Consider the following 19,092-nt stretch of genomic DNA (forward strand, 5'->3'; position numbering starts at 1 on the left):
GCCCCGGACCTCGGACGGAGTGTTCGCCCGTCGGCCCGACCCGGACGACACCACCTCGGACGCCCCAACCTCGACCACGCGTTCCCGGACCGGGCGGCTGTGGACCAGACCGGCGGACGCGGACCACACGACACTGGACCGGCGGGCGTGGACGGGGTGTTCGCCGTTCGGCCCCGACACCGGACCGCATGTTCTTCCGTCGGCCCGACCCCAGACGACACGACCTCGGACCACACGAGCCCGGCCAGGGCGGAGGTGGTCCGCGCGCAGACGCGGACCTGGCACGGACGCGGACCACGCGACCGCGACTGGGCGGACGTGGACGGCGTCTTCGCCGTTCGGCCTCGACACCGGACGGCGTGTTCTTCCGTCGGCTCGACTCCCACGACACGACCTCGGACGGCCCGACCTCGGACCACGCGTTCCCCGATCGGGCGGACGTGGGCGGCGCAGACGTGCACGGCACCGACAGCGTGCTCGCGGTGGTGTTCGGCGTGGCCCTGGCGGTCGGGATACTGACTTCGCTTCGTGGCCGCGGGTGGAGGTTTGGGTCGGCGGCGAGGGAGGTCGGTTGAGAGGTGTGAGCAGCTTCACCGGGTCGGTTGGCGCACGGGATACTGAGGGTTATGGATTACGCGGCGTACGACGAAGAGGAGCAGCGGCTGGTCGAGGCGGTGACGGCCAAGGAGATCCCCGAGGAGAGGCTGTGGACTGAGGTTGAGCGGTTGCGGAGCCTGGTTCCGACGATCGAGCCGGCCGCCGATCGGGAGCGGGCCGAGCGGAGTCTCGCCTCTTTGGAGTACGCGCTGAATTACCAGGTCCCGCCGATGTCCGACGAGCTGGCAGCAGCGATCCGGATCCAGTCTCGGGCGATGGCCGGCAACGGCGCCCCGGCGGAACGGTTCGAGCTCCTCGAGGCTGCTATCGCCGAGATCGGCCAGATAGCCAGCACGGTGTCGGGAGCCGAGGCAACCAGGATCCGCAACCTCAGCGAACCACTCGCGATGGACCTCGAAGCCATCCGCGTCACCAGCGACCCCGACCACCGAGGCACCCCCGGAAGCGCCTAGCAGGACCGTGCCAATGGTCTCGAGTCTCGCCGAGCTGATGCAGGTCCAGGCCGACGTCACGGTCGCGGTCATGCACGCGCACCACTCGTCCTGGAACAAGCGCTACGAAGTGCTCCCCCACGGCGGCAACCAGGTGTCCAAGGTGCGGTGGGACGGCACGATCCTGTACCACCCGCAGGATGTCATCGAGCCTCTGCAAGAGATGTTCGATCGCGCCTATTTGCAGCACGACAACGAGACGCTGGACAGGTACCGCGAAGCTCTGCGCACCGTGTTCCACGAGAACATCCATCTGCTGGCGGGCCCGGGTACTTCGTTGACGTTCCCGCTCGATGCGTACGAAGGCAAGGCCCACAAGGTCTTCGAGGAGGCTGTCACAGAGCGCACGACGCAGAACGAACTCAACAAGTACATCGATGAGCTCGGTCTCGAGAAGATCGCGCCCGGTGTCAGCGCGGTGCAGGCTCCGCATGCGTACGGCGCGTACGTTCCTGCCGTCGATGCGTTCCTTGAGGCTGTTGGCGCGGAGGTCGGTTTGGAAGCTGCCGAGGTCATCCAGCGGATGGCGGTGGTGAATGCCGCGGAGAAGTTCCCGGTGGCCGCGGAGCTGCTGTACACGAAGCATCTGAGCCAACTGGTTCCGGAGGTTGCGAAGGCAGACGCCATCAGTCGCATCGCTGAGGCCATGCACGGCCCGTTCGCCACTGTGTACGACTACGACCCGAAGGACCCCTCGGATGTCCGGGTGTCGGCCCTGGCGGGACGAAGTGCCGTCCGCAAGGCTAGTGAGGAGATCCAGAAGCTCGCCGAGCACTGGTCCGCAAACCAGGATCTACGCCGAACTCTGGACGCCGGCCTCGGCGCGACACCACCTCTCCAGAACACACAGTCCCCAACCTCCGGCGCCACAGCACCGCCCCGCCGCTCCCCCAACCACCCCCAAGCCCACCGAGACCCCCCACGCCCAGCCGAACCCGATCGCTGAACCCGTGCCGAGGTGGCTGCCAATGCAAGGCGGTGCGATCGTCGATGCGGGCACTCGCGGGATGTTGCCGACGCTCGGTGCTAGCCGGCAGGTGCGGTCGGTGCCGCGCGATGGCTGCCGACGCTGGACGCCAGCCGGTGCGTGTGGTCGGTGGTGGGTGGTGGTGCTGCGGGGTGGGTGGGGGTTTGGGTGGGTACGGTGGCGGGGGTTGGGTGTGTGGGTGTGGTGAGTGGAGGTTTTGGTGGAGTTTGTTGGGGAAGGTGCGGGGATTGCGGCGGGGTTGGTTGGGTTGCGGCGGGCTTTGCATCGGGAGCCTGAGGTGGGGTTGCAGTTGCCGGGGACTCAGGCGATGGTGCTCGACGCGATCGCCGGGTTGCCGTTGGAGGTGACGGCCGGGAAAGAGCTGACCTCCGTGGTGGCTGTGTTGCGGGGTGGGGCGCCGGGGCCGACGGTGTTGTTGCGCGGCGACATGGATGCGTTGCCGGTGGTCGAGGAGACGGGGCTCGAGTACGCGGCGGAGAACGGGAACATGCATGCCTGCGGCCACGACCTGCACACGGCGGGCCTCGTCGGAGCGGCCCAATTGCTGAGCGCTCATCGCGAGGAGCTGCGGGGCAACGTGATCTTCATGTTCCAGCCGGGCGAGGAAGGGCTCGGCGGAGCGGGCTACATGCTGCGGGAAGGTCTGTTGCAGGCAACAGGTGACAAGCCGATCGCGGCGTACGCGTTGCACGTCTGGGCGCAGGCTGGGAAGGGCGTCTTCCAGATGCGGCCGGGCACGATGATGGCCAGCTCGAACCAGCTGCACATCACGGTCCGCGGCAAGGGTGGGCACGGGTCGATGCCGGATCGGACGATCGACCCGGTGCCGGTAGTGGCGGAGCTGGTGCTGGCGCTGCAGACGTACGCGACGCGGCGGGTGAACGTGTTCGATCCGGTGGTCATCACCGTGACTCAGCTCGAGGCCGGCGTCGCGATCAACGTCATCCCGAACACGGCCCGCCTCGGCGCGACGGTGCGGACGTTGTCAGATGCAACGCTCGAGCAGTTGACGCGTGAGCTCCCCGCGCTGGCGGAACGGATCGCCGCCGCGCACGGATGCACCGTGGACGCGCGGCTCAACCCGCAGTACCCGGTGACGTTGAACGATGCCGGCCGTACGGCGGAGACGTCCGAGATCCTCACCGGCCTGTTCGGCGCGGACCGCGTGCAGCGGCTGGAGAACCCGTTGATGGGGGCCGAGGACTTCTCGATGGTGCTGAACGAGGTGCCGGGGACGTTCACGATGGTCGGCGCACGGCCCGACGACGTCTCCGCGGCGGAGGCGCCGTCGAACCATTCGAGCATCGTGCGGTTCGACGACGCCGTGCTCAGCGACCAAGCGGCGGCGCTGGCGCAGCTCGCCGCGCATCACCTGATCCCGGCGTAGCAAAGCGAAGCCTGGGGCTGGTCAGTCCGCCAGAGACCGACCAGCCCCAGGGATCAGGAGGGCGAAACGCTGAGTGTGTAGGCGCCGCGACTGCCGTACGTCGAGTAGCCGGTGTTGAGCGGATCGCCGTAACCGACGTTGTCGATCCGCAGATAGTACGTACCCGGCTGGAGGGCACCGCTAACACTCGCGCCGAGACCCGTCGGCGTGCCGGCGTCGCTCTGTCCGGAGGCCGGGTCGTTCGAGGCAACGACCGCGCCAGAGCTGTCCAGCAGGTCGAGCTTCATGTCGAGGTCGCCCCCGGTCGGCGCCGGGCTCGCCGTCGCGGTGTAGTTGCCAGCGGCACTCACGTCGACGCGGTAGACATCGGTGTCGTCCTCTGCCGCAATGATCCCGGCCGCCGGCGTACCGAGGGTCAGCGCGGCAGCGTCGGCAGTCGTGTCACCTGCCTCGTCGGCGCGCAGGGCCAGACCGTGCGTTCCGACGACTGCGTAGTCGTCTTCCTTGTTGTTCGCGTCGGCGTACTCGCCCTTGCTCCACTGGCTGATGCCGCGGTAGTAGCCGACGCCCATGATCGGAGCCCAGGCGCCGTGACCCTGGTAGTACCCGACCGTGGACGTCCCGTCGTGGGAGAGCCCCACGTTGTGACCGGCCTCGTGTGACGCGGCTTCGGCGAGGTTCTTCGCGCCGGTACCGACGCCCTTCGTGAACACCAGCGCCGGTTGGTAGTAGTCGTGCTGGCTGGTGCTGTCGTACACGCCGACGTACGCGACCCCGCCACACCCGCAGCCGGACTGGTACCAAGTGTCCGGGTCGATCAGCACACGCGTGCCGTACTGCTCGTCCGCCGCACCTGACCGGTCGATGGCGGACTGCGGCGGCTCCTGCGTCGTCACATCCACGTCAAAGGTCGAGTAGTCCTCGGCGACTCGCGCCCAGACCTCGTGGACCACGTCCTGCTCGGCGGTGCTCCAACCGTTCGGGTCACCGTCCGTGTCGTACGCCGAGACGTTCACCGGGTCGATGCCCTTCGACGCGTTCCACGCCGTACCGGTGATGGTGTGGCCGTCGAAGTCCAGGTAGATCACCCGGTTCGAGCCAGGCTTGCTGTGCAGCTCGAACGCCGGACCGGTCGCTCCCTCGACGGCGCTACTCGCCCAGCGGGGCGACGCCTCGGGAGCCTTCTGCACGCTGGTCAGTCCTGGCTCGCGGAAGAAGAGTTTGCTGTCGGCATCGAGCCATGCGGTCTTGTCGGTGGCAAGGATCTGCCGCAACTGGTCCGCGGGCAGGCGGTTGTGGTCGGCAACGTCGGCGAGTCTCGACTGGACCTTGCCGAGAGCGGCGCCACCCACGAACGGCTGCGACAACAGCTGATCGACGGGCGTCTGCTGGGCATCGGCCTGGTTGCCGGCAGCGACAGCCAGGCCACCAAGTACGACAGCACCGACGCACGCGAGCGCACCGGTACGGCGGAAGTTGGTCACTCGGAATCCTCCTCACAGGATTCCCCCCGGTCTTGGGCGGTTCCCCCCCAAGCTGTGTTCCTCTAAGTGCCCGGGGCCGTCGATCTCGGTGGGATCGACGGCCCCGGGCGGTTCGGATGTCAGCCCGCGGTGACGCGGACCGAGTAGGCACCGCGACTGCCGTACGTCGAGTAGCCGGTATTCAGCGGGTTGCCGTAACCGGTGTTGTCGACCCGCAGGTAGTAGCGGCCCGCGGTGACCTGCCGGCTGATGCTCGCGCCCAGGCCGGTCGGCGTAGCCGCGTTCGACTGCCCGGATGCCGGGTCGGCGGTGGCGACGATCGCGCCGGACGAGTTGAGCAGCTGCAGCTTGATGTCCAGGTCTGCGCCGGAGGCGGCCGGCGACGCAGCGAAGGTGAAGGTGCCGGCCGCGAGGTCGATACGGAAGGTGTCGACGTCCGAGTCGTTCGCGTAGATGCCCTTCACGCTGGTCCCGAGGGTCAGCGCGGTGGCATCCGAAGTGCCGTTGCCGTGGTCGTCGGCCCGCAGTGCCAGCCCGTTCTGGCCGATCACCGCGAAGTCGTCTTCCTTGTTGTTGGCCCCGGAGTACTCGCCTTTGCTCCACTGGCTGATCGCCTTGGAGTAGCCGACGCCCATGATCGGCGCCCAGGCGCCGTGCCCGGCGTAGTACCCGACCGACGCCGTGCCGTCGTGCGAAAGCCCGACGTTGTGGCCGGCCTCGTGCGCCGCAGCCTCCGCGATGTTCTTGGCGCCGGTGCCGACGCCCTTCGTGAACACGAGCGCTGGTTGGTAGTAGGAGTGCTGGCTGGTGTTGTCGTACACCCCGACGTACGCGACCCCGCCGCAACCGCAGCCGGACTGGTACCAGGTGGTCGGGTCGATCAGCACGCGCGTGCCGTACTGCTGGTCGGAGGCGCCGGTCCGGTCGATCGCCGCGGCGGTCGGCTGCTGCGTGGTGACGTCCACGTCGAACGGCGCGTAGTCCTCGGCGACCCGGGCCCAGACGTCGCGTACGACGTCCTGCTCGGCGGTACTCCAACTGTTCGGGTTGCCGTCGGTGTCGTACGGCGTGACGTTGACGGTGGCGGGCTTGCCGCCGGTGTTCCACGCCGTACCGGTGATCGTCTGGCCGTCGAAGTCCAGGTAGATGACTCGATTCGAGCCAGGCTTGCTGTGCAGCTCGAAGGCGGGACCGGTCGCACCGGCGACGGCGCGTGCGGCCCAGCGCGGGGAATGTGCGGCGGCCGTCTGCCGCTCGACGCGGGTGGCGACAGGCTCGCGGTAGAACAGCTTGCCGCCGCGGTCCAGCCAGGCGGTCCTGTCGGTCGCAAGAATCTGCCGCAGGTGATCGGTGGACAGCTTGTTCTGGCCGGCGACCTCGGCGAGCCGGGACTGGACCCGGCCGAGAGCGGACCTGCCTTGCAGATCCTGGCCGAGCAACTGGTCGATGGGGAGCGGAGCGGGCTGTTCGGCGTCGGCCTGGTTGCTGACGACGACGGCCAGGGCTCCGAAGACAACTGCACCGGCGACGGCGAGGGCACCGATCCGGCGGGGGCGGGTGTGCATGCTTGGGGGTCCTCCTCAGGGACTCCGGGCGGCCTCACATCTCGTGCGTGGGCACGCACTGTGCGTAGCCTGCCCGAAGGTCCCTCGCCCTGTATAGATTCGTCTCGGGATTTAACGCCTACTTGGGGAGGTCGCAGTGCGCTTCATGATGGTGTTCAAGGCAAGCGAGGAGTCCGAGGCGGGAGGGCTGCCGAGCGAGGAGAGCCTGACCGCGATGGGCCTGGTGATGGCCGAGATGGCGGAGAAGGGCGTGCTGCTCGCGGGCGACGGGCTGCTGCCGAGCTCGATGGGCTTCCGGCTCGGGTTCGACGACGACAAGGAGCGCCGCGTGATCGACGGCCCGTTCGCCGAGACCAAGGAGCTGATCGCCGGGTTCTGCCTGATCGAGGTCGCGTCCCGCGAGGAGGCGATCGAGTGGGGCTGGCGCTGCGTGGCCGCTGACGGCCGCACCGACGGCGAGCTGGAGATCCGTCCGGTCCCGACCCCCGACTTCTTCGGTGACAACTACACCGACGAGGCGCGCGAGCGCAACGAACACACTTTCGAGAAGGCCGCCGAGAACCTTCAGAAGAGCAACACCTGACGGATCGACGTACCCGCGGCCAGGTCGTCGAAGGCCTCGTTGAGGTCGTCGAGCCCGACCGTCGCGGTCAGCAGCCGGTCGACTGGGAGTCGGCCGGCTCGGTACAGGGCGACGTACCGCGGGATGTCGCGGGACGGCACCGACGAGCCGAGGTACGAGCCCTTCACGGTGCGCTCCTCTGCGACGAGGCTGACCGCGGGCACGCTGAACGACTGCGAGGGGTGTGGCAGCCCGATGGTGACCGTGGTCCCGCCGCGGCGCGTGGCGGCGTACGCCTGCTCGAGCACCTGCGCGTTGCCGACGGTCTCGAAGGCGTAGTCGGCTCCGCCCGCGGTGGCCTCCCGCACCGCGTCGACGGCGTCCGACGAGCGCGCGTCCACAGCAACCGTCGCACCCAACTCCCGCGCCAACTCGAGCTTGGCGGGCACGACGTCCACCGCGACGATCGGATGCGCTCCGACGAGGACGGCGCCGAGCAGTGCGGACAGGCCTACGCCGCCGAGGCCGAAGACGACTGCGCTGCGGCCGGCCCGGACCTGCGCGGTGTTCACCACTGCGCCGACGCCGGTCATGACTGCGCAGCCGAAGAGCGCGGCGATCTCGGGCGGGAGCGACGGGTCGATCTTCACCGCCGAATGCGCCGAGATCACAGCATGATCCGCAAACCCGGACACGCCCAGATGATGATGTACGTCGGTCAGGCGGCGGGTGCCGGACAGCAGGGTGCCAGCCGTGTTGGCGGTGGCGCCGGGCTCGCAGAGGGCGGGGCGGCCTTCGGCGCAGGGGGCGCAGGTGCCGCAGGCGGGGACGAACGCGCAGGCGACCACATCACCCGGAGCGAAGCCGGCCGCCTCGGAAACCACGACCTCGCCGGTGGCCTCGTGGCCGAGGAGCATCGGCATCACCCGCGGACGCGAGCCGTCGATCACCGACAGGTCCGAGTGGCACAACCCAGCGGCCCGGATCCGGACCAGCAGCTCGCCCGGACCGGGCGGCGCCAGCTCCACGTCTTCGGTCCGCAGCGGACGCGACGCGGCGTACGGCGCCGGCAGGCCCATCTCCCGCAGTACGGCGCCGCGCACGATCATCCCGTGATCCCTTCCAGTGCCGCCCGGATGTGGTCCGGGACCGGCACCGGGCAGCGATCCTCCCGCGTGACGAAGACGTGCACGAACCGCCCCGTCGCGGCCGGCTCGTCCGATCCCTCGCGGAACAGGCCGATCTCGTACCGCACGCTGGAGTTGCCGAGCTGACCGCAGCGCAGGCCCGCATCCACGACGCCCGGGAACTCGAGCGGTTGCTTGAACGTGCACTGCGAGTCCACGCACAGCCCGATCACGTCGCCGCCGTGAATGTCGAGCTCACCCGACCGGATCAGGAAGTCGTTGATCACGGTGTCGAAGAAGCTGTAGTACTCGACGTTGTTGACGTGCCCGTAGACGTCGTTGTCCTTCCACCGCAGCGTGATCGCGAGGTGGTGCGGATACGCGCCGCGGTCCATCGAGAACTACGGCTTGCGGCCGACGCCCACCCACAGGCTGCACATGATGTCGGTGAACTCGCCCTTGTCGACCAGGCGCTGGGTCTCGTCGTCCGGGTACCACCGGAACGGCGACACGACGCCGGGCTCGATCAGCTCGGTGCCCTCGAAGAAGCGGGTGACCTCTTCCTTCGAGCGGACCTGCGCGTCACCGCCGTCGGCCTTGTAGACCACCATCGCCCGCTCCCACAACTCCGGCGCGAAGTCGGGGGTGCAGTGCGAGAAGATCAGCAGCGATCCGGGCGCCAGCGGCTCGACGAGCTGGCGGACCAGGTCGTACGGCTTGAGGGCGTCGGGCAGGTAATGGAAGACACCGACGATGCTCAGCGCGACCGGCTGGCTGAAGTCGATCAGCTCCTTGACCTCGTCGGACGCCAGGATCGCCTGCGGGTCGGTGACGTCGGCCTCGAGGTACGCCGTCTTGCCCGCGGGGTCGCTCACCAGCAGGGCCCGGGAGTGCGCGAGCACGATCGGGTCGTTGTCGGCGTAGACCACGTGCGCCGACGGGGCGATCTTCTGGACGACCTCGTGCAGGTTCGGGCTGGTGGGGATGCCGGTACCGACGTCGAGGAACTGGGTGATGCCCTGCTCCGCGGCGTACTTGGCCGCGCGGTGCATCCACATCCGGTTCGAGAGGGCGGCGGTGCGGAAGCCGGGGAACGCCTGGAGCAGGTGCTCGGCGGCCTGCCGGTCGATCGCGAAGTTGTCCTTCCCGCCCAGGAAGTAGTCGTACACCCGAGCGCCGTGCGGCCGGTCGAGCTTCAACTGCTCGTACATCCGCGGGTCGACGTCGGCATCCTGCGATTCAGCCATGAAATTCCCATCCGCGCTGCGGCTCAGAACTGAAGAGCCATCGTAACCGGTGCACAACGGACTGTGACACCCGGCAGGACGACACTATCGCTTCCCCGGCCTCCTGCCATCAGCTCCGGCGCGTCAGCGGCAGGGCTTTACAGAGGATTGAATTGACGGTCGACTGGGTCTCAAACGCGAGGGGGCGTCATGGGTGATGTGGTGCAGGGGCGGCAGATGGCGGCGTACGACGGTGAGGTGGTCGTCTTCCTGATCGGGATGCGGGTCAACTCGGTGTTCAAGGTGCGTGAGTGGATGCCGGTGGCGAAGGCGATGGGCCCGATGCTGCAGCAGCTGATGAAGGACAAGGAGAGCGGACTGCTCGGTTTCCGGACGCTCCCGACCTGGCGCGGGGTCACGCTGATCCAGTACTGGGAGTCGATCGAGAAGCTCCAGGCGTTCGCGGGCGACAACGACCGGACGCACCGGCCCGCGTGGGTCGACTTCTTCCGCAACTCGTTCAAGGGCGGCGCGGTCGGCATCTGGCACGAGACGTACGTCGTACCGGCCGGCAACACCGAAACCATCTACGGCAACATGCCCCTGTTCGGCCTGGGCCGCGTCAAGGGCGTCCAACCGGTCAGCCAACGCACCGACACAGCAGCCCAACGCCTGCACCAAACCGAGTAGGCCGAGCTCGCCATGTAGTGCGGTTACAGTGCAGGCGTGCGGTTTATCCGGGACTTGTGGACGCTGTTGCAGCGTCGTGATTTCCGGCGGCTGTTCGCGGTGCGGCTGACGTCGCAGTTCGGCGACGGTGTCTTCCAGGTTGCCCTGGCGGCGTACGTGCTGTTCTCGCCCGAGCGGGCGCCGGACGCGGCGGCGATCGCGGGGCTGTTCGCGGTCGCGCTGCTGCCGTACTCGATCCTCGGACCCTTCACCGGCGTACTCCTGGACCGGTGGTCGCGCCGCCAGATCCTGTTCGCTGCGAACCTGACCCGCGCCGTGCTCGTCATCGGGGTCGGAGCGATCGTCGCGGCCGACAACGCCGGCGTGCTGTTCTACATCGCCGTACTGCTCACCCTCGGCGTCAACCGCTTCCTGCTCTCCGGACTGTCGGCCGGCCTGCCGCACGTCGTCGAGCGCGACGAGTTGGTGATGGCCAACGCGGTCACGCCGACGAGCGGTACGGCGTCCTTCCTGATCGGCGGCGGTGTCGGCGCCGGGGTGAAGCTGGTCGTCGACTCGGATCTGTCCGTCCTCGGACTGACTGTCGTCATCTACACCGCCGCCGCGCTGCTGGCCCTCCGCCTGCGGCGCGACCAGCTCGGCCCGGACCTGAGCGGCGACGAGCCCGGCATCGGCGAAGCGCTCCGGACCATCGCGGCCGGCCTGATCGACGGCGGCCGGCACCTCAAGGCACGCCCGCAACCGGCACTCGGCCTTGCCGCGATCGGCTCGCTCCGGTTCTTCTTCGGGTTGATGACGGTCGCGATGATCCTGCTGTACCGCAACTACTTCTACGGACCCGGACAGCTCGATCAAGCGTTCGGTGCACTGGCGATCGCGACCGGCGCGGTCGGAGCCGGGCTGTTCGTCGCCGCGCTGGTCACGCCGTGGGGCACTCGCGTGATGGCGCTCCGCCAGTGGATCACCTGGCTGTTCGTGGCTGCCGCGGTGGTGAGTGCAGTACCGATCGGGCTCTACACCAAGCCCGCGCTGGTGATCGGCGGGTTCCTCACCGGGTTCTGCGCGCAGGGCATCAAGATCAGCGTCGACACCCTCGTGCAGACGGGTATCGACGACGTGTACCGCGGACGGGTCTTCTCGCTGTACGACATGATCTTCAACGTCGGGCAGGTCTCCGCGGCCGCACTCGGCGCGGCGATCCTGCCCGACAGCGGGAAGTCCTACGCAGTACTGGCGTTCATCGTGGTCGGCTTCGCCATGACCGCTCTGGTCTACGGACGCCTCAGCTCACGTGCCGCGCAGCGCGGTGATCGGCTGGATGGCGGAGGCCTTCCAGGCGGGATACGTGCCGGCGACCAGACCGATGAACGCACCCAGCAGGGGTGAACCGAACGCCAGCCGGTTGTCGAGGATCGGCGTCCAGTCACGGATCCACGACACGCTCACGGTGAGGATCACGCCGACCGCCGTACCGAGCAGGCCGCCGAGGAACCCGACGATCACGCTCTCGACCAGGAACTGCACGGCGATATGTCTTCGCGCCGCGCCCAACGCTCTGCGCAGGCCGATCTCCGAGATGCGTTCCAGCACCGACAGCAGCGTGACGTTCGCGATGCCGAGACCGCCGACCAGGAGTGCGACCGCCCCGAGCAGCAGGAACAGCGCGTTCAGGTCGGACTCGACGCCCTTGCGGACCGCCCCCTGCTTCGGCGGAGCGTCGACGCGCAGCGTGCTCGGGTTGTTCGGCTCGATCGCGATCGGCGCCTGCTCGGCGATCAGTTGCGCCGCGCCGACCGCCGTCCGGATCTCGACCGCGTCCGGGGACTCCAGGTCGTAGGCGTTCCGGGCCGCACCGTTCGGCATGATCACGGCATCGTTGAGCTCCGCGCGACCGCTGACGGAGTCGAGGATGCCGATCACCGTGTACGGCTCGTCGCCGATGAAGACCGCGGGTTGCGAGTCGACCCGGTTGATGCCGAGCCGCTCGGCCGCATGCTTGCCGAGGACAACCACTTTGTCGGCGCGCTGGTCGTGGCCCGCGTCGAAGAACCGGCCGGTTCTGAGCGTCGCCCGTACGGCGTCCCACAGCCCGGCCGAACCGGCCATCACCTGCAGGGCCTTGCCGGCGCCGTTGTCCAGGCCGGTGACGTTCTGGACCAGATCATCGCCGATCTCCAGGTTGCTGACGGTACCGACCGCATCCACGCCGTTCAGCCGTTTGATGCGGTCGGGCGCATCCCACGGCAACTGCGTGGCCGCTTCGCCTTCCTGGCCGCCTTTGTCGTCCGGCTGTACGACGACGCGGGTGGCCGCGGCCAGGTCGAACCGCTGCGTGATCTGCCCGGCCGCGGTCTGCCCCAGTCCGACGGTCCCCACCAGTGCCGCAACTCCGAGCACGGTGCCGAGGGTGGTGAGGATCAATCGGGTCGGACGGGCAGCAACACCGGCCAGCGCTTCGTCCAGAAGATCCCGTATCGCGGGACGAGATCTCAGCCGACGGCGCCGGGAGCGGGTCGGGGTGGAGGACGACGCCGCTCCCGGCTGGTTGGTGGACGGCCCGCCGGCGGGATCCGGGGGGCCTGCTTGAGTTACCACTGGAGGGTGCCGTCGACGATGCGGACCTGGCGCTGGGCCCGGCGGCTGACGTGGGCGTCGTGGGTGATGACGGCCAGCGTCATGCCCTCGGAGTGGAGTTCGTCGAACACTTGCAGGATCGCCTCCGCGTTGGCACTGTCCAGGTTTCCGGTGGGTTCGTCCGCGAGCAGCAGGCTCGGCTCCGCGACCAGGGCCCGCGCGATCGCGACCCGCTGGCGCTCACCACCGGAGAGCGTCGTCGGCGCGAAGTCCATCCGGTGCGACAGGCCGACCCGGTCGAGCGCCACCCGGGCGCGGGCGAGACGCTCCCGGCGGGGCACACCGACGTACACCATCGACAGCGCCACGTTCTCCAGCACGGTCCGGTGGTCGAGCAGATGGAACGACTGGAACACGAACCCGATCCGCTCGCCGCGCAGTACGGCGCGACGCCGCTCCCGCAGGCTCATCGTGTCCACGCCGTCGAGCCGATAGACCCCGCCCGTCGGGTTGTCCAACAGCCCGAGCAGGTGCAGCAACGTCGACTTCCCCGACCCGGACGGACCGACGATCGACAGGTATTCGCCCGGCCCGATGGTCAGGTCGACCCCGTTGATCGCCCGTACTTCGGGCGGCCCCTCGAAGAACCGCCGTACGCCGATCATCTCGACCACCGGCGCCGGCAGGGCAACCGCTGTCGCACTCATCGTCCGACCACCACCTGATCGCCGTCGGACAACTTGGCATCGCCCTTCGGGGTGACCTGCGCGAACCCGTCCGCGGACAACCCGACCGTGACCGGCACGAGTTCCACCTGACCGTCCCGCAGTACTTCGACCCGCGAGCTGCCGTCCGACCCGGACGACAACGCCGCCAGCGGTACGGCGAGAACCTTGCCGCTGGTGCTCTTCACGGGGATCGTCACCCGCACGTTCGCCTCCCGCAGCAACGCCAACTGGCTCGCGGTCAACGTGTTCGGCGCGACCACGACGTCGTACGTGCTGCCGTTCTTCGCGACCCGGCGGACCTTCGCCGCGATCGCCGTCCCGTCGAGGTCGAGCGAGGCGACCATGCCCGCCTTCAATCGTTGCGCCGTCTCCGCGTCGACCTTCAGCGTCACGACCAGCGAGGAACCACTGGCCGACATCACCACGCCGTTCACCGTCCCGCCACGCTCCACCTTCACGTCGTCGACCCGGCGGGGCAGCGTCTTCACGTAGACCACCTCGGACACCGGCAGCGGCGTACCAGCCTTGAACTCGGCCTCGCTCTGGGCATCCTGAGCGTCCGACAGGTTCTCCTCCGCGTCATCCACAGCCCCCTGCTGCACCGAGGTGTCCTTCGCGTGTGCGGTCTTCGCCGCCTTCAACTGGGACTGCGCCTGCCGGAGCTGGTTCTTCGCGGCGTCGACCTGCTTCTTCGCCTGGTCGACGGCCTGCGTCAGCCGCTCCTCCGGCTCCGGGGCGTCGTACCCCGCCTCCTCGTACAGCTCCTCGACCGCGGCCGACGTCGCCAGGGTGTACTCGTCGTCGACGTCGCCGGGGTCGAACCCGAGCCGGTCGAGCGTCTGCTCCAGCTGCAGCACGTCCGGTCCTTTGCTCCCGGGCGAGAGCGTCCGGTACATCGGCAGTACGCCGGCCAGCCCGATCACCGGCCGCCCGGTGATCTCGAGCAGCGCTTTGCCCTCGATGATCGTCGACCCGACCGCCGGCACCTTCCCGGTGACGATCGGCGGCGTGGTCAGTCCGCTGGTCTCGACCCGGATGTTCACCGCGCCGTCGAACGAGGCGTCACCCCGGCCGACCACCTTGCTGGACAGCGCCTTCTTCGCCACCGGCACGGTGATCTGGGAGGCCTTCGGCGCCGCGGTCTTGGCCGCCGCGTCCTCCGGTGAGCTGATCCGGCTGCCCGCGGCCACGCCGACACCGAGCGAGACCACGGCGACCCCGGCCACCCCGACCAGGACCCGGCGCCGGGACTTGGGCGTAGCGGTCACCGGTTCGCCATCTCGTCGCGGTACGCCTCGAGCTCGGCCTTGTGCTGGTCGACGAACTCCTTCTCGGCGTCGTACTGCACCTTCTTGTACGCGTCGTCGTACCCCTTGGCCTTGCACTTCTGGTCCGCCACCGCGAGGTCGATCTCGAACTTGCGCAGCTCCGTCAGCTTGGCGGAGTCGACCTTGTCGAACGACGGCGGTCCGGTGATCGTCTTGGCGGGACCGGAACCCTTGGCCGGCGGCTTGTTCCCGGTCAGCGCGTCCAGCTTCTGCTGGACCTGGTTGCGCGGATCATCCACCTTCTTGAAGCCGGCGTGCCCGGCGTCGGCCAGGCAGTCGGACCAGGTGCTGGTCGCGTCCACGACCCGCTGGTCGCTCTCGATCCGCTTCTGCAGCGCCTGGATGTCCTTGAACAGACTGTCGAACTTCTTGAAGTCCGCCGCCCGGTCCTCGCCCTTGCCGTAGACCTGCTCGACCGCCTTGCCCCGGCAGCCCAGGTCCTGCTGCCCGGTGCTGGCGGGCCCGCCGCCGCTGCCCTGGACCACCACGGTGCCGTTCCCGGTCGCGTTCGGCCCGTTGAGCGCCTTGTCGTACGCCTTCTGCGCGGCCGGCGACAGCGCGGCACGGATCTTGGTGTTCGGGTTCGAGTCGTCGTCCCCGGCCTTGGACCAGTCGATCGTGCTGATGCCGTACCCGTACTGCTGCGCGAACTTGTCCGGCGGCAGGTTGAACGCGTCGGTGAACTTGCTCTTCGCGTTCTGCTCCGGCGGTACGGCGACGTAGTCGAAGCCGGCCGCCTTCATGCAGGCGGCGGTGGCGTCCTCGACCTTGCGCTGCTTGGCCAGCTCCTCCTCGCTCGGCTGCTGCGAACCGCCGGCCCGGACCGCGATCTTGAACCCACCGCCCGACGAACTCGCGAATCCGTCGCCCATGTACTCCGCGAGCGGGCTCTTGTCGCTGTTCTGGTCGCCGGACGCGACCGGCGCCTTGTCGTTCCCGCAGCCGGCCACGGCGAGCACGGCCAGGATGGCTAGAGCGGACGCAGTTCGTGAGGTCTTCATGGCGGTCGAGCGTGCCGCCGGGGCGGTGAAGAACCTGTGAAGGACCGGTATGCACCTGATGCTCTCAGCCGATCTTCATCGGATTCTCATCATGTTCGGGGACATTGAGGGCTATGCCAGCACGGATCCTGGTCGCCGAAGACGACCTGAAGCAGGCGGAGCTGATCCGGCGGTATCTCGAGCGGGAGGGGCATCTGACCGTCGTGGTGCACGACGGGCGGGCCGCGATCGACGAGGCCCGCCGGCGCAGTCCGGACCTGCTGGTGCTCGACGTGATGATGCCGAAGGTCGACGGTCTCGACGTCTGCCGGGTACTGCGTGCCGACGGCCCCGGCGACTCGGGGGTGCCGATCATCATGCTGACCGCCCGCTCGACCGAGGACGACCTGCTGCTGGGGCTCGATCTGGGCGCGGACGACTACTTGACCAAGCCGTACAACCCGCGCGAGCTCGTCGCCCGGGTGCGGACCGTGCTGCGGCGTACCCGGGTGCGCGCCGAGGGCGAGGTGTACCGAGTGGGCGAGCTGGAGATCGATCCGGGCCGGCACGAGGTCCGGCTGGCGGGGCAGTTGATCGAGCTGACGCCGGCAGAGTTCAAGATCCTCGCCTGCCTGGCCGCGTCGCCGGGGCGGGCGTTCTCCCGGCAGCAGCTGCTCGAGCACGCGTTCGGGTTCGACCACTACGTGTTCGACCGGACGGTCGACGTACACGTGATGAACCTGCGCAAGAAGATCGAGCCGGCCACCGCTCCGACGTACCTGAAGACCGTGTACGGCGTCGGGTACAAGCTGGCCGACAAGGTGGTCAGCCATGCGTCGTAGCGTGCTGGTCCGGTTCCTGGGGTTGTCGCTCGCGGTCGCGCTCGGCGCGGTGATCGCGACCGCGTTGATCGCGACGTACAGCACGTCGGAGAAGCTGCAGGGCGAGATGGACGCGAACACCGGGCAGCTCCAGGTCGACGGTGAGATCTACAGCCAGCTGTCGCGGTACGCCTCGGACCATCCGAGCTGGTCCGGTGTGGACAAGCTGGTGCACGACCTGGCCGGCAAACTCGGCCGCCGGGTCGCGGTGACCACCGATGACGGCTCGGTGATCGCGGACTCGGCCCGGATGCTCGGCGCCGCTCCCCAGCTCCCTTCGGTGCCCGCAGCAACCATCGACGCCCGGAACGTTGCCGTGAGCAAGTTGGCGGGCGCGATGAACGTGTACTCCGCCCGCAAGACCATCGCCGCCGGGGAGCCTGGTGGTTTCGTCGCGACCGCGGCCTTGATCGCGCCGTACGGCGGCTACCCCGGCTGGGGCATGACGGAGGAGGAGACTCGGCAGCGCGACCAGCTCGCCCGCCAGTCGATGAACTGCTACAACGCCAAGGGCAAGGCGGCGACCGTGATCCAGGCAGGCGGCGGCGTTCCGCAGGTGATGATCGAGTCGAAGGAATCACTGGCCGGGGTTCAGGTGAAGGCCAGCGCCCTGGCCAAGGACGAGTGCACGCCGCCGGGGCTGAACGCACCGAGCGCCAAGGCGAAGATCGTGAACGACGACGAGATCCGGCGCGCGGCGGGGTGCCTGGACGCCGCCGGGCTGACGTACAACATCAACGAATTCGAGGGCCTGAAGGCGGTCGAGCCGAAGACCGAGGGCGACGCCGGAGAGGCGTTCGACAACTGCGCGACCCAGGCCCGGGTGCAGGCGTTGACGCCGTACGTCGCTCCGCCGGCGAAGCTGTATCTCGGGGCGAAGAGCACGTTCAACGTGTTCTCGGGTGAGGGCCTGCTGCGGACGGCGGCCACCGCGCTCGGCGTACTGCTGATCGCGGCGCTGGTGATGATCTTCGCCGGGCGGCGGCTGGTACGGCCGATCGTGGCGCTGACCGGCGCGGCGCAGCGGATGCGGAACGGCGACCATGCGGCCCGCGTACCGGTGAGCGGGAAGGATGAGGTCGCGCGGCTCGGGCACGCGTTCAACGACATGGCCGAATCCATCCAGCGGCACGACTTCCAGCGGAAGGCGATGGTGAGCGACGTCGCGCACGAGCTGCGTACGCCGCTGGCCAACATCAAGGGATATCTCGTCGCGTCCGAGGACGGCGTGGTGCCGCTCGACAGCGAGCTCGTCACGTCGCTGCTGGAAGAGACAGATCTCCTCGAGCACCTGGTCGCGGACCTGCAGGACCTCGCGCTGGCGGACGCCGGCATGCTCCGCCTGCACCCGGCCCCCCGCGACCTGACCGAACTCGCGCAGCAAGTCGTCGCCGCCCACCGGCCGACGGCCGACGCTGCCGACGTGACTGTCACTGCTGTTGGTGAGCCCTCCGCAGCGACGGTCGACAGCGCACGCATTCGTCAGGCGTTGGGCAACCTCGTCTCGAACGCCATCCGCTACACGCCGCCCGGTGGCACCGTGGTGGTCGGCGTACGACGGGTCGGCGACGGCTACACCGTGAGCGTCACCGACAACGGCACCGGAATCGCCGAGGAGCACCTGCCGTACGTGTTCGACCGCTTCTACCGGGCCGAGCATTCCCGTAGCCGCAGTACCGGCGGCAGCGGCCTGGGACTGGCGATCACCAAGCACCTGGCCGAGGCACACGGCGGGACGATCGCCGTCACCAGCCGCCTGGGATCCGGGTCCACCTTCACGATCTGGCTCCCTGCGGCTGCCACACTGTCCGGGTGACACAGCCTCCGCACCCGTCCGGACCTCAGAACAGTGGCTGGCAGCAACAGCCCCCACCCGGCTCGTGGGATGGACGGGGGTATGCGCCCGGGTTCGAGCCGCGCGGGCCGCGTCGGTCGCGGACGACCTTGTACGTGGTGCTCGCCGCAGCAGGGGTCATCGTGCTTCTCGGCGTCGTCGCGCTGGTTCTTCCGGGCCTGATGGGCGGCGACGACGACCAGGGCAGCGGCCCGACCGCACCATCCCCGGCCGCGGCTCGGCCGGCTGGCTCACCGCAACCGGCAGCCCAGCAATCGGAGACCCCCGGCGGCCCGCGCCTCACCGAGGCCACAACGCTCGCCACCAGGTTCCTCACCTTCCTCAACGCGAACGACCAGAAGCACGCCACCGCACTCGGCTGCGCGGACAGCAAGAACCTGCTGGCAGGTCAGCTCCTGGTGATGGTCGACCCGCCGACCAGGCTGACGGTCAGCGGACCCGCCGCGTCGGTGACGAGCTACTACCCGCGGATCTCGGTCCCGTTCTCCGGCACCACGAAGGGCGGCGCCCCGCTCGCGGGTACCGTCGACATCATGGACTCACCGTCCCTCCCGCTCTGCGTCCGCCTGACCTCGCTCGCGCCCTGATCGGGATGGCACCGAGGAAGG

At 68.9% G+C, this 19,092-nt stretch carries 18 protein-coding genes; 9 read left to right on the forward strand and 9 right to left on the reverse strand.

What is annotated here, in order from left to right; genetic code table 11:
• Positions 1-626: 626 nt before the first annotated feature.
• The 3 genes from ACIA58_RS06290 to ACIA58_RS06300 all read left to right on the forward strand — a co-directional run bounded on the left by ACIA58_RS06290 (position 627) and on the right by ACIA58_RS06300 (position 3,484).
• Positions 627-1,070 (forward strand): hypothetical protein, encoded by a 444-nt coding sequence (locus ACIA58_RS06290; RefSeq protein WP_396402522.1) that lies wholly within the window; start codon positions 627-629, stop codon positions 1,068-1,070.
• A gap of 13 nt (positions 1,071-1,083) precedes the next feature.
• Positions 1,084-2,055, forward strand: a complete 972-nt coding sequence (locus ACIA58_RS06295) for a hypothetical protein (protein WP_396402523.1) — start codon at positions 1,084-1,086, stop codon at positions 2,053-2,055.
• 241 nt (positions 2,056-2,296) lie between these two features.
• The gene (locus ACIA58_RS06300) at positions 2,297-3,484 is read left to right on the forward strand and encodes a M20 family metallopeptidase (RefSeq protein WP_396402524.1); all 1,188 of its coding nucleotides are present in this window, start codon (positions 2,297-2,299) and stop codon (positions 3,482-3,484) included.
• 53 nt (positions 3,485-3,537) lie between these two features.
• Here the strand turns inward: ACIA58_RS06300 and ACIA58_RS06305 are convergent, their stop codons facing one another.
• Together ACIA58_RS06305 and ACIA58_RS06310 are read right to left on the reverse strand one after the other, a co-directional pair.
• The gene (locus tag ACIA58_RS06305; RefSeq protein ID WP_396402525.1) at positions 3,538-4,968 is read right to left on the reverse strand and encodes a pre-peptidase C-terminal domain-containing protein; all 1,431 of its coding nucleotides are present in this window, start codon (positions 4,966-4,968) and stop codon (positions 3,538-3,540) included.
• A 119-nt stretch (positions 4,969-5,087) separates the two neighbouring features.
• Complete coding sequence (locus tag ACIA58_RS06310) at positions 5,088-6,533, reverse strand: M12 family metallo-peptidase (protein ID WP_396402526.1); 1,446 nt, start codon at positions 6,531-6,533, stop codon at positions 5,088-5,090.
• A 145-nt stretch (positions 6,534-6,678) separates the two neighbouring features.
• On the opposite strand from ACIA58_RS06310, the gene ACIA58_RS06315 reads away from it, so the two are divergent.
• Positions 6,679-7,116: a YciI family protein gene (locus tag ACIA58_RS06315; protein WP_396403314.1), complete on the forward strand. Its 438-nt coding sequence runs from the start codon at positions 6,679-6,681 to the stop codon at positions 7,114-7,116.
• Here ACIA58_RS06315 and ACIA58_RS06320 read toward each other — a convergent pair.
• From ACIA58_RS06320 to ACIA58_RS06330, 3 genes are read right to left on the reverse strand one after another with little or no spacing between them, the layout of a single operon-like run.
• Positions 7,098-8,204, reverse strand: coding sequence for a zinc-dependent alcohol dehydrogenase family protein (locus ACIA58_RS06320; protein ID WP_396402527.1), 1,107 nt, complete (start codon positions 8,202-8,204; stop codon positions 7,098-7,100). The two genes, ACIA58_RS06315 and ACIA58_RS06320, sit on opposite strands and share 19 nt — an antisense overlap.
• Entirely contained in the window at positions 8,201-8,617 is a 417-nt protein-coding gene (locus tag ACIA58_RS06325) for an acyl-CoA thioesterase (protein ID WP_396402528.1), read from the reverse strand. Before ACIA58_RS06325 ends, ACIA58_RS06320 begins: the two co-directional genes overlap by 4 nt.
• Positions 8,618-8,623: 6 nt before the next feature.
• Positions 8,624-9,469 (reverse strand): SAM-dependent methyltransferase, encoded by an 846-nt coding sequence (locus tag ACIA58_RS06330; protein ID WP_396402529.1) that lies wholly within the window; start codon positions 9,467-9,469, stop codon positions 8,624-8,626.
• A 189-nt stretch (positions 9,470-9,658) separates the two neighbouring features.
• Between ACIA58_RS06330 and ACIA58_RS06335 the strand changes: the two genes are divergently transcribed.
• Positions 9,659-10,138 carry a DUF4188 domain-containing protein gene (locus ACIA58_RS06335; protein WP_396402530.1) on the forward strand — a complete coding sequence of 160 codons (480 nt, stop codon included), beginning with the start codon at positions 9,659-9,661 and terminating at the stop codon, positions 10,136-10,138.
• 36 nt (positions 10,139-10,174) lie between these two features.
• Positions 10,175-11,524 carry an MFS transporter gene (locus ACIA58_RS06340; protein WP_396402531.1) on the forward strand — a complete coding sequence of 450 codons (1,350 nt, stop codon included), beginning with the start codon at positions 10,175-10,177 and terminating at the stop codon, positions 11,522-11,524.
• Here the strand turns inward: ACIA58_RS06340 and ACIA58_RS06345 are convergent.
• The 4 genes from ACIA58_RS06345 to ACIA58_RS06360 form a co-directional block, all read right to left on the reverse strand.
• Entirely contained in the window at positions 11,426-12,559 is a 1,134-nt protein-coding gene (locus ACIA58_RS06345) for an ABC transporter permease (protein WP_396402532.1), read from the reverse strand. The genes ACIA58_RS06340 and ACIA58_RS06345 overlap by 99 nt on opposite strands.
• Positions 12,560-12,726: 167 nt before the next feature.
• Positions 12,727-13,419, reverse strand: coding sequence for an ABC transporter ATP-binding protein (locus ACIA58_RS06350; protein ID WP_396402533.1), 693 nt, complete (start codon positions 13,417-13,419; stop codon positions 12,727-12,729).
• Entirely contained in the window at positions 13,416-14,708 is a 1,293-nt protein-coding gene (locus tag ACIA58_RS06355) for a peptidoglycan-binding protein (protein WP_396402534.1), read from the reverse strand. Before ACIA58_RS06355 ends, ACIA58_RS06350 begins: the two co-directional genes overlap by 4 nt.
• A complete protein-coding gene (locus ACIA58_RS06360) occupies positions 14,705-15,769 on the reverse strand; it encodes a hypothetical protein (protein WP_396402535.1) in 1,065 nt (354 codons plus the stop codon). Before ACIA58_RS06360 ends, ACIA58_RS06355 begins: the two co-directional genes overlap by 4 nt.
• A gap of 113 nt (positions 15,770-15,882) precedes the next feature.
• Here ACIA58_RS06360 and ACIA58_RS06365 point away from each other — a divergent pair, with 113 nt between their 5' ends.
• The 3 genes from ACIA58_RS06365 to ACIA58_RS06375 are packed head-to-tail and all read left to right on the forward strand — an operon-like array spanning position 15,883 to position 19,071.
• Entirely contained in the window at positions 15,883-16,590 is a 708-nt protein-coding gene (locus tag ACIA58_RS06365; protein WP_396402536.1) for a response regulator transcription factor, read from the forward strand.
• A complete protein-coding gene (locus tag ACIA58_RS06370; protein WP_396402537.1) occupies positions 16,580-18,445 on the forward strand; it encodes a sensor histidine kinase in 1,866 nt (621 codons plus the stop codon). The genes ACIA58_RS06365 and ACIA58_RS06370 overlap by 11 nt, the downstream gene beginning before the upstream one ends.
• Positions 18,442-19,071: a hypothetical protein gene (locus ACIA58_RS06375; protein ID WP_396402538.1), complete on the forward strand. Its 630-nt coding sequence runs from the start codon at positions 18,442-18,444 to the stop codon at positions 19,069-19,071. The genes ACIA58_RS06370 and ACIA58_RS06375 overlap by 4 nt, the downstream gene beginning before the upstream one ends.
• Positions 19,072-19,092 lie beyond the last annotated feature (21 nt).

Origin of the sequence: Kribbella sp. NPDC051586, from assembly GCF_044453965.1 — a bacterium.
GTDB lineage: Bacteria > Actinomycetota > Actinomycetes > Propionibacteriales > Kribbellaceae > Kribbella.